The organism is Streptomyces sp. CRN 30, from assembly GCF_034105845.1.
In genome coordinates, this window is the sequence record NZ_JAVRHI010000100.1 from 1 (window position 1) to 10772 (window position 10772).

Consider the following 10772-nt stretch of genomic DNA (forward strand, 5'->3'; position numbering starts at 1 on the left):
GTCGTCGCTCGGTGCCGTCGGGCGGGGGCGCGGGCCGGGCGGGGCCGGGCGCGGGGTGTCCGGCCGGGGCGCGGGGCCGTACCCCTCGATGGAGACGACGGATCCGGCCGGTGCGAGCGACACGTGCGCGCTCCAGCGTCCGGCGGGCTCGCGCAGCCGGTCGACGTACACCTTGACCGTCAGTGTCGCGCCGGGTGCGAGCGTGCCCCGGGAGCGGCTGAGGTAGAGCCATCCGGCGTCGGTGCGCGCGGACCAGGCGACCGGTGCGCCGCCGGTCGCGGTCAGCGTGAGGACCGTGGTGTCGCCGTCGCCGGCGGCCCGTACGGCGAGTTCCCCCGCGCCGGCGCCGGAGACCGCGTGGACCTTCACGGAGACGTGCGAGGAGCCCCCGCCCGCGCCCCTGCCCTCGGCCTCGCCGCCGGGTGCGCCGGGTCCCCCGGCGTCCGGGCGGCCGGTCGCGCCGCCGCCCGCGCCGGTGACGTCGGGGTCGTGTGCCTCGCGCGCGGTGGCGGCCGCGGGGCCGTCGGCCGCCGTGCCGCCGGGCGGGGAGTCGCCCCGGCAGGCGGCCCAGAGGGCGAGGACGGGTGCGGCGACGACGGTGGCCACGACGGTCGTCGTGACGGCACGCGCGCGCAGCCGGTCACGGCGGGCGGCGCGGTCCTTCGTGTGCAGGGGGAAACCGCGCCGGTCGAAGCGCGGAGTGCCGCCCCGCGCGCGCGGGAGGCCGGTCATCGCCGCGTGCAGGTCGGCGCGCGGGGCCTCGACGAGGGGCAGCGCGGCGGGTGTGACGCTGGTGCCGGGCCACGTCCCGGAGGCCGCGCGTTCGGCGGTGCGGCGGCAGTGGGGGCATTCGTCGACGTGCCGGACCAGTTCCCGGCGGAGGGTGGCGCTGAGGAAGAGCCGGTGGTCGTCGGTGAGGCGGGCGACGCCGGGGCAGGTGCCGGTCTCCACGACGGCGAGGGCCGCACGGGTGCGTTCCACCTCGCAGGCGGCGGAGGCGAGCAGTGCGCGCGCGGAGACGGCGGCCGTGCCGAGCACGGCGGCGACCTCGTCGGCGGTGAGCTGGTGGCGCACGGCGAGTTCGAGCGCCTCGCGCTGTTCGGGCGTCGTACCGGCGGCCTCGGGCCAGGCGAGCCGGGCGAGGTCGCGCTGCCGTCGCGTCCGGTCCTCCTGGGGAACGGGCGGCGTGGGGTGCGGGGCGCGCTGTCCGTCGGTGCCGGGCCGGCCGGAGGCATGCGCGCCCTGGCGTTTCTCCCTGCTCTCGGCCAGCGCGCGCAGACAGGCCCAGCGGGCCAGCGCGTACAGCCGGGCCCGGCGGTCGTCCGGGGCACCGGGGCCGCGGCGGCGCTCGGCGAGGCGGAGGGCGTGGGCCAGGGCCGCGGTCGCCGCGTCGTGGTCGCACAGCACGGACAGGCAGTAGGTGAACAGGCCGTCCAGATAGGGGTCGTACTGCTCGGACGGGCGCTGCGCCGGTGTGCGCGCGGCCGCCCGGTCGCCCCCCTCTCCGTGCGCCTGTCGTGCGCCGGTGGTGCGGGTCGGGATCTCCGGGCTGGTGGTCATCACCCACGCGACCGTAGGCGGCGGCCGAGAGCCCCTTCCTCCCTGTTGCCCTCATTTAATCCATACGGGTGAAACGATCCCCCATAAGGGGACGGGAGGCGGGGATTCCGCAGCCCATCCGATGGAACGATGTCCGGTTCGCGCGGGAACAGGCAGAAATCGTCCACGGACGGTCACCGGGAATCCCGTAGGCGGGTCGAGCGGGCAGGTCCGTGCGCCCGGGCCGTGCCCGCGCTGTCAGTGGGGACGGATACCGTTCGACGCATGGCTGCCCGTACGAAATCCTCCAAGGACCGGCCGTCCTACCGCTGCACCGAGTGCGGCTGGCAGACGGCCAAGTGGCTCGGCCGCTGCCCCGAGTGCCAGGCGTGGGGGACGGTCGAGGAGTACGGCGCGCCCGCCGTCCGGACCACGGCACCGGGCCGCGTCACCTCCTCCGCGGTGCCCATCGGCCAGGTCGACGGGCGCCAGGCCACCGCGCGCTCCACCGGCGTGCCCGAGCTGGACCGCGTCCTCGGCGGCGGTCTCGTGCCCGGGGCGGTCGTACTGCTCGCGGGCGAACCCGGCGTCGGCAAGTCCACGCTGCTCCTCGACGTGGCGGCCAAGGCGGCGAGCGACGAGCACCGCACGCTGTACGTCACCGGTGAGGAGTCGGCGAGCCAGGTGCGCCTGCGCGCGGACCGCATCAACGCCATCGACGACCACCTGTACCTGGCGGCGGAGACCGATCTGGCCGCCGTGCTGGGCCACTTGGACGCGGTCAAGCCCTCCCTGCTGATCCTCGACTCGGTGCAGACCGTCGCCTCCCCCGAGATCGACGGCGCCCCGGGCGGCATGGCCCAGGTCCGCGAGGTGGCCGGCGCCCTGATCCGCGCCTCCAAGGAGCGCGGCATGTCCACCCTCCTCGTCGGCCACGTCACCAAGGACGGCGCGATCGCCGGACCGCGCCTGCTCGAGCACCTCGTGGACGTCGTGCTGCACTTCGAGGGCGACCGCCACGCGCGCCTGCGGCTCGTACGCGGCGTCAAGAACCGGTACGGGGCGACGGACGAGGTCGGCTGCTTCGAGCTGCACGACGAGGGCATCACGGGACTGGCCGACCCGAGCGGCCTGTTCCTGACCCGGCGCGCCGAGCCGGTGCCGGGCACCTGTCTGACGGTCACCCTGGAGGGCCGCCGCCCGCTGGTGGCCGAGGTGCAGGCGCTCACCGTCGACTCGCAGATCCCCTCCCCGCGCCGGACGACCTCGGGGCTGGAGACCTCCCGCGTCTCGATGATGCTGGCGGTGCTGGAGCAGCGCGGCCGGATCAGCGCGCTCGGCAAGCGGGACATCTACTCGGCGACCGTCGGCGGCGTACGGCTGTCGGAGCCCGCCGCGGACCTCGCGGTGGCCCTCGCGCTGGCCTCGGCCGCGAGCGACACCCCCCTGCCCAAGAACCTGGTCGCGATCGGCGAGGTCGGTCTCGCGGGTGAGGTCCGCCGGGTCACGGGCGTGCAGCGCAGGCTCGCCGAGGCCCACCGACTGGGCTTCACGCACGCCCTCGTCCCGGGGGATCCGGGAAAGGTCCCGCCCGGGATGAAGGTGCTGGAAGTGGCCGACATGGGCGAGGCCCTGAGCGTCCTTCCGCGCTCGCGTCGCCGAGAGGCCCCACGGGAGCGGGAGGACCGCCGGTAGACTTTGCCCAGGTCTCGCCCGTCCGTACGAACCGAGTGTGCGAAAGCGGGAGCACCCCAGAACCTGCGACCGGAGGAGTGCAGTGGCAGCCAACGACCGGGCAGCAGCTCCCGGAAAGTCCGGTGGGAGTACCGGTGCCGATGGCCTGATGCGCGCCTCACTGAGCGCGGTGGCGCCGGGTACGGCGCTGCGCGACGGCCTGGAGCGGGTGCTCCGCGGCAACACCGGCGGACTCATCGTTCTCGGCTCCGACAGGACCGTCGAAGCCCTGTGTTCGGGCGGATTCGTGCTCGACGTGGAGTTCACCGCGACCCGGCTGCGCGAGCTGTGCAAGCTCGACGGCGGCATCGTCGTCTCCTCCGACCTGTCCAAGATCCTGCGGGCCGGCGTGCAGCTGGTGCCCGACCCCACGATCCCCACCGAGGAGACCGGCACCCGGCACCGCACGGCGGACCGCGTCAGCAAACAGGTGCGCTTCCCGGTGGTCTCCGTCTCCCAGTCCATGCGCCTGATCGCGCTGTACGTGGGCGGCCAGCGCCGCGTCCTGGAGGACTCGGCGGCGATCCTCTCCCGCGCCAACCAGGCCCTCGCGACGCTGGAGCGGTACAAGCTCCGCCTGGACGAGGTGGCGGGCACGCTCTCCGCGCTGGAGATCGAGGACCTGGTGACCGTCCGCGACGTCTCGGCGGTGGCGCAGCGCCTGGAGATGGTGCGCCGCATCGCCACCGAGATCGCCGAGTACGTGGTCGAGCTGGGTACCGACGGCCGCCTGCTGGCCCTCCAGCTCGACGAGTTGATCGCCGGGGTGGAGCCGGAGCGCGAGCTGGTCGTGCGGGACTACGTACCCGAGCCGACGGCGAAGCGCTCCCGCACGGTCGACGAGGCCCTCGCGGAGCTGGACAAGCTCAGCCACGCCGAGCTGCTCGAACTGCCCACGGTGGCGCGGGCGCTGGGCTACACCGGGTCGCCCGAGGCACTCGACTCCGCGGTCTCCCCGCGCGGCTTCCGGCTGCTGGCGAAGGTGCCGCGGCTGCCGGGCGCGATCATCGACCGGCTGGTGGAGCACTTCGGCGGCCTGCAGAAGCTGCTCGCGGCGAGCGTCGACGACCTGCAGACCGTGGACGGCGTGGGCGAGGCCCGGGCCCGCAGCGTGCGCGAGGGGCTGTCGCGGCTGGCGGAGTCGTCGATCCTCGAGCGGTACGTGTAGCCTCCGGCGGTTCGTGCGGCCTTTGGCGGTTCGTGCGGCCTCCGGCGGCGTGTCGGCTACGGGTTCGTCGTGGCCGGTCGCTCCCCCGGGTTCTCGGCTGCGCTCGAACAGGGGGCGCTTCCATCGCGGCGGAGCCGCACCTGTGCAGCAGTCCCGCGTCCCTTTCGGGGCGCCGGCCGGTCAGTCCTTCTCCAGGACGAACGACGTCTGGACCTTCGCCAGGCCCGGTGCCTGGGCCTCCACCAGGTAGGTGCCCGCCGGCGCCGAGCCCTTGGCGGGTGTCGCGCACTTGTCGGGGTCGCTGGGCTCGCGGTCCCACGCGACGGTGTGGGTGATGCGGCTCTCGGCGGGCACGCGGAACAGGCGGCTGCCGGCGCCCTCGGGGCAGTCGGCCGAGGACCACAGGTGGTCGTCGCCGTCGGCCTGAGTGATCGTCAGGACCGCCTCCTCCGGTCCCAGGTCCACCTTGCAGTCGCTGCTCGAGGTGTTCCGCGCGATCAGCTCGAAGGTGGGCTCGTCATCGGGCTCGTACGCGTTCCGGACGCTGCGCAGGGTCAGCTTGACGGCGCCCGCGGTGCAGTCGGGCAGTCCGGAACCGGCCGGGAGCTGCTCCCCGGTACCGCCGCCGCCCCGGCCGTCCGCGACCCCGCCACCGGCCGCGGAACCGCCGCCGGAGGCCGAACCGGGCCCGGCGGAGTCGCCGGAGCCGTCGCCCGCACCGGCACCGGACCCGTCGGCGGACCCGTCGCCCGAGCCGTCATCCGCACCCGACGTGTCACCGTCGCCCGACTCGTCGCGCCCGCCGGGCGCCTCACTGATCGCGGGGCCGGAACTGGACGGTCCCGCCGTGATCGAGGGCAGGGGATTCTTGCCGTTGGACCCGTTCGCGCCGTTGCCGCCGTCCGAGCCGCCGCTGACCAGGATCCAGGCGGCCAGCAGCGCCAACAGGGCGAGGATGGACAGCATGACGGCCCTCCGTCGCCAGTAGATGGAGGAGGGAAGCGGCCCGACCGGATTGCGCAGAGATCCCACGGCGCAAACTGTACGAGAGATCGGCGCGATAGCCCGCCTCACCCGCCGCCCCCGTCACGACTTTCTCCAGATCATCATCCCGGCTGCCGTCCGGGAGCCCTCCGCGAGTTTCCCGGACGCCTTACGACGGCACTCCGAGGGCTCCCGGGGGCTCCCGGGGGCGTTCCGCACGACGGCGCGACACGCCGGTCGCGCCGGTGGTCCGGCCGACCCGCCACCTCGCGGCAACCGCGCACGCCCTCCCCCGCATGGCAGGATCGACGGTGCCATGACTGCAACGCCGTACACCCCGAACACCGCCGCCCCCACCACGCCGGCCGCGTCGGTCACGTCCGCCACGCCGGCCGCTCCCGCCCCCGTCCCCGCGGCCGCTCCGGCCCCGGTCGGAGGCGCCCTGCACGAACCCGTCATCTCCTGGTTCGACGAGAACGCCCGCGACCTGCCGTGGCGGCGGCCCGAGGCCGGTCCGTGGGGGGTGATGGTCAGCGAGTTCATGTTGCAGCAGACCCCGGTCAACCGCGTCCTGCCCGTGTACGAGCAGTGGGTGGCCCGCTGGCCCCGCCCCGCCGACCTGGCCGAGGAGCCGCCGGGCGAGGCGGTGCGCGCCTGGGGCCGGCTCGGCTACCCGCGCCGCGCGCTGCGCCTGCACGGGGCCGCGGTCGCCATAACGGAACGGCACGGCGGCGACGTACCGACCGATCACGCACAGCTCCTCGCGCTGCCCGGCATCGGCGAGTACACGGCCGCCGCGGTCGCCTCCTTCGCGTACGGGCAGCGGCACGCCGTGCTCGACACCAACGTGCGCCGGGTCCTGGCCCGCGCCGTCACCGGCGCGCAGTACCCGCCGAACGCCGCCACCGCCGCCGAGCGCCGGCTCGCGCGCGCCCTGCTGCCCGAGGACGAGCGCACCGCCTCCCGGTGGGCCGCCGCCTCCATGGAGCTCGGCGCCCTGGTCTGCACGGCGAAGAACGAGACCTGCCACCGCTGCCCGATCGCCGGCCAGTGCGCCTGGCGCCTCGCCGGGAAGCCCGCGCACGAGGGGCCGGCCCGCCGCGGGCAGACGTACGCGGGCACCGACCGGCAGGTCCGCGGCAAGCTCCTCGGCGTCCTGCGCGAAGCCGTCGGCCCCGTGCCGCAGGCCGTGCTCGACCGGGTCTGGGACGAGCCGGTGCAGCGCGCCCGCGCCCTGGACGGCCTGGTCTCCGACGGTCTGGTGGAGCCCCTCCCGGGCGGCCTGTACCGGCTGCCGATGACCTGATCGTTGGCCTGATCGTCGAACTGATCGTCGGCCCATCCGACACATCACCCCATAACCCCCCCGACCGGCATCGCTCTTTATCCCGCCCCTACATCCGTTACACAACCGACGGACAGCCGAGGGCTGCCCGCAGGCTGCCGCGCACAGCGCCGTGACAACGCCTCCGTAGCTTCGGTGCCGTACCGACGGGGAACGGAGGCGGTTGGAATGACACAGGGCGAGGTGCTCGGGTTCGAGGAGTACGTGCGTACCCGGCAGGACGCGCTGCTGCGCAGTGCGCGCCGGCTGGTCCCGGACCCGATCGACGCCCAGGACCTGCTGCAGACCGCGCTGGCCCGGACGTACGGCCGCTGGGACGGCATCTCGGACAAGCGGCTCGCGGACGCCTATCTGCGTCGCGTCATGATCAACACCCGTACCGAGTGGTGGCGCGCCCGGAAGCTGGAGGAGGTCCCGACCGAGCAGCTCCCGGACGCGACCGTCGACGACGTGACCGAGCAGCACGCGGACCGCGAGCTGCTGCTGGACGTGCTGAGAGTGCTCGCTCCCCAGCAGCGCAGCGTCGTGGTGCTGCGACACTGGGAGCAGATGTCCACGCAGGAGACGGCCGCCGCCCTCGGCATGTCGGCCGGAACGGTCAAGAGCACGCTGCACCGGGCGCTGGCCCGGCTCCGCGAGGAGCTGGAGCGCCGGGAGCTGGAGGAACACGAGGACCTCGGCGGACCCGGTGTCCGCGTGCTCGCACCGGGTGAGGAGCGGGAGCGTTGCGCGGCCTGAGTACCCGGTCGGGGCAGGCACGGAGGGCGGCGAGCACGGCGGTGGCCGGCGTCGCCGCCCTCTGGTTCCTCGTCGCCGCCTGCACCACGGGCGGCACCGGCGCCCGCGACGAGGGACCGGCGGGCGGCGAACAGCGGGCGGCCGCCGGCCTCACCCCCTCGGTCGCGCCCTCCGGCAGCCGCCGCAGCGTGGCCGAGGTGATCGAACTGATCAAGGCCGACCCGCAGATCAGCAAGGCGGTCAAGCGGGACCTCAAGCCGTGCGTCGCCGACGAGTACCCGGTCGACGTGTCGTACGGCGATCTGACCGGCGGGCCGGGGAACGACATCCTGGTCAACGTGATGACGTGCGGCGACGCCGTCGGCATGGGCGCGTACGTGTACCGCGAGCGCGGCGGCGGGTACCGCAACGTCTTCCGGGCCGAGGAACCCCCGGTGTACGCGGAGATCGACCGCGGCGACCTCGTCGTCACCCAGCAGCTGTACGAGAAGGGCGACCCGGTGTCGTACCCCTCCAGCGAAGAGGTGATCTCCTACCGCTGGACGACGGACCGTTTCACCGAGCAGTCCCGCACGCACAACGACTACGGCAACGCGGTGGGCGCGGCGGACACTCCGGTGCCCGCCGCCAGCTGACCCGGCAGGGCGCACGGCAACCGCCCGAGAGCACAGAAGGCGCTGAGAGCACGGATGGCAGAACAGACCCACGTCCTGTTCGTCGAGGACGACGACGTCATCCGCGAGGCCACCCAGCTCGCGCTGGAACGGAACGGCTTCGTGGTCACCGCCGTGCCCGACGGCCTGACGGGCCTGGAGTCCTTCCGGGCGCACCGCCCCGACATCGCGCTGCTGGACGTGATGGTGCCGGGCCTGGACGGGGTGAGCCTGTGCCGCCGCATCCGGGACGAGTCGACCGTCCCCGTGATCATGCTGTCGGCCCGCGCCGACGCCATCGACGTGGTCCTCGGCCTGGAGGCCGGCGCGGACGACTACGTGACCAAGCCGTTCGACGGTGCCGTGCTGGTGGCGCGCATCCGCGCGGTGCTGCGGCGGTTCGGGCACGCGACCGGGGGCGGCGGCCGGGCGGAGACGTCCGCGGCCGGCACCGGCGACGGGCTGCTGGTCTTCGGCGACGGCGACCTGGAGGTCGACACCGAGGGCATGGAGGTACGGCGGTCCGGGCGGCCGGTGGCGCTGACGCCGACCGAGATGCGGCTGCTGCTGGAGTTCTCCGCGGCGCCGGGCACCGTCCTGTCCCGCGACAAGCTGCTGGAACGCGTGTGGGACTACGGCTGGGGCGGGGACACCCGGGTCGTCGACGTCCACGTACAGCGGCTGCGCACGAAGATCGGCCAGGACCGGATCGAGACGGTCCGCGGCTTCGGCTACAAGTTGAGGGCCTGAGCGGGGGATGGAACGGGAGCCGGAAGCCAGGGGCGCGCGGGGCGTGTGGGGAGCGCGGAGAGTGCGCAGCGTGCTGCCCCTGCGCACGAGTCTGCACACCGGCCTGCGCTGGAAACTCAGCGCGGCGATCGCCCTGGTCGGCGCGCTGGTGGCACTGGCACTGAGCCTGGTGGTGCACAACGCGGCGCGCGTCTCGATGCTGGACAACTCCCGCGACCTGGCCGACGAGCGCATCCAGGTCGCCCAGCGGATGTACGAGTCGGGCCGGCAGCAGACCCCGGGGGCCTTCGGCGTCGAGGTCGACGACCCGACCGTACCGAAGGACCTGATGGAGAAGGTCCAGCAGGGCCGACGCGCCACCTACGTCGCCGAGGGCGCCCACGGTGTGCCGGACATCTGGGCCGCCGTGCCGCTCAAGGACGGCCGGGTGCTGTCGCTGCACACGCGGTTCACCGACCGCAGCACGGACCTGATGAGGGACCTCGACCAGGCCCTGGTCATCGGCTCGATCGCGGTCGTCTTCGGCGGCTCCGCGCTCGGCGTCCTCATCGGCGGCCGGATGTCGCGCCGGCTGCGCAAGGCCGCGGTGGCCGCGAACCGGGTGGCCAACGGGGAGACCGAGGTACGGGTCGGCGACGCGATCGGCGGGGTCTCCCGTGACGAGACCGACGACCTGGCCCGGGCCGTGGACGCCATGGCGGACGCGCTGCAGCAGCGCATCGAGGCCGAGCGCCGGGTGACAGCGGACATCGCGCACGAACTGCGCACCCCGGTGACCGGGCTGCTGACGGCGGCGGAACTGCTCCCGCCCGGCCGCCCCACGGAGCTGGTCCGCGACCGCGCCCAGGCGATGCGCACGCTCGTCGAGGACGTGCTGGAGGTGGCCCGGCTGGACGGCGCCTCCGAGCGGGCCGAGTTGCAGGACATCCTGCTCGGTGAGTTCGTGGCCCGGCGGGTGGCCGTGAAGGACGCGGACGTCCGGGTGCGGGTGATCCACGAGTCCGAGGTGACGACGGACCCGCGCCGGCTGGAACGGGTCCTGTTCAATCTGCTGGCCAACGCCGCCAAGCACGGCAGGCCGCCGATCGAGGTCACGGTCGAGGGCCGGGTCATCCGCGTGCGCGACCACGGCCCCGGCTTCCCCGAGGACCTGCTGGCCGACGGCCCGAGCCGCTTCCGTACCGGCTCCGCCGACCGCGCGGGCCGGGGGCACGGGCTGGGCCTGACCATCGCGGCCGGTCAGGCGCGGGTGCTCGGCGCCCGGCTGACCTTCCGCAACGTACGCCCCGTCGGCGCCCCGCCGGACGTGCCCGCGGAGGGCGCGGTGGCGGTCCTGTGGCTGCCGGAGCACGCCCCGACGAGCACGGGCAGCCTTCCGGTGGTGCGGCTGCCCGGCGGCCGACCACCGGGGGACGGGCTCAGAGCGTGATGCCCTTGCCGCGCAGGAAGGCGACCGGGTCGACGGCGGAGCCGTAGTCGGCGGTCGTACGGACCTCGAAGTGCAGGTGCGGACCGCTGGAGTTGCCGGTGCTGCCGGAGAGGGCTATGTGCTCACCGGTCCCGACGGTCTGGCCGATCTTCACGTCGATGCGCGACAGGTGGGCGTACTGGGTGTACGTGCCGTTGTCGTGCTTGATCACGACCGCGTAGCCGTACGCGGGTCCGTCACCGGCGCCGTTGCCGCCGGCCTTGACGACGGTGCCGCCGTGCGCGGCGAGGACGGAGGTGCCGCTGCTCACGGCGAAGTCCTGGCCGCTGTGGGTGGAGCTCCACATGTTGCCGGCCTGGGCGAAGCTCGCCGACAGCGTGTACTTCTGCACCGGGGTGACCCAGGACGCCGCCTTCTTGGCGGCGGCGGCCG

The 10772-nt window shown here is 74.3% G+C and carries 10 protein-coding genes; 7 read left to right on the top strand and 3 right to left on the bottom strand.

Annotated elements, in window-relative coordinates; genetic code table 11:
* On the bottom strand, positions 1-1560 hold a 1560-nt coding region (locus tag UW392_RS09495), incomplete at its 3' end, for a BACON domain-containing protein (protein ID WP_414495836.1).
* A 264-nt stretch (positions 1561-1824) separates the two neighbouring features.
* Here UW392_RS09495 and radA point away from each other — a divergent pair.
* On the top strand, positions 1825-3234 hold the full coding sequence (gene radA / locus UW392_RS09500) for a DNA repair protein RadA (RefSeq protein WP_320774462.1): 1410 nt from the start codon (positions 1825-1827) through the stop codon (positions 3232-3234).
* An 82-nt stretch (positions 3235-3316) separates the two neighbouring features.
* Positions 3317-4441: a DNA integrity scanning diadenylate cyclase DisA gene (disA, locus tag UW392_RS09505; RefSeq protein ID WP_320774463.1), complete on the top strand. Its 1125-nt coding sequence runs from the start codon at positions 3317-3319 to the stop codon at positions 4439-4441.
* 180 nt (positions 4442-4621) lie between these two features.
* Here the strand turns inward: disA and UW392_RS09510 are convergent, their stop codons facing one another.
* On the bottom strand, positions 4622-5473 hold the full coding sequence (locus UW392_RS09510) for a hypothetical protein (RefSeq protein WP_320774464.1): 852 nt from the start codon (positions 5471-5473) through the stop codon (positions 4622-4624).
* Between the two features lie 268 nt (positions 5474-5741).
* On the opposite strand from UW392_RS09510, the gene UW392_RS09515 reads away from it, so the two are divergent.
* The 5 genes from UW392_RS09515 (at position 5742) to cseC (ending at position 10340) form a co-directional block, all read left to right on the top strand.
* A complete protein-coding gene (locus UW392_RS09515; RefSeq protein ID WP_320774465.1) occupies positions 5742-6731 on the top strand; it encodes an A/G-specific adenine glycosylase in 990 nt (329 codons plus the stop codon).
* A gap of 207 nt (positions 6732-6938) precedes the next feature.
* Positions 6939-7508 carry a SigE family RNA polymerase sigma factor gene (locus UW392_RS09520; RefSeq protein ID WP_320774466.1) on the top strand — a complete coding sequence of 190 codons (570 nt, stop codon included), beginning with the start codon at positions 6939-6941 and terminating at the stop codon, positions 7506-7508.
* A complete protein-coding gene (locus UW392_RS09525) occupies positions 7496-8143 on the top strand; it encodes a hypothetical protein (RefSeq protein ID WP_320774467.1) in 648 nt (215 codons plus the stop codon). The genes UW392_RS09520 and UW392_RS09525 overlap by 13 nt, the downstream gene beginning before the upstream one ends.
* 54 nt (positions 8144-8197) lie before the next feature.
* On the top strand, positions 8198-8911 hold the full coding sequence (gene cseB, locus UW392_RS09530; RefSeq protein ID WP_320774468.1) for a two-component system response regulator CseB: 714 nt from the start codon (positions 8198-8200) through the stop codon (positions 8909-8911).
* A gap of 7 nt (positions 8912-8918) precedes the next feature.
* Positions 8919-10340 carry a two-component system sensor histidine kinase CseC gene (gene cseC / locus UW392_RS09535; RefSeq protein ID WP_414495840.1) on the top strand — a complete coding sequence of 474 codons (1422 nt, stop codon included), beginning with the start codon at positions 8919-8921 and terminating at the stop codon, positions 10338-10340.
* Here cseC and UW392_RS09540 read toward each other — a convergent pair.
* Positions 10330-10772, bottom strand: a 443-nt coding sequence (locus UW392_RS09540) for a M23 family metallopeptidase (RefSeq protein ID WP_320774470.1), incomplete at its 5' end; no start/stop codon positions are given. The genes cseC and UW392_RS09540 overlap by 11 nt on opposite strands.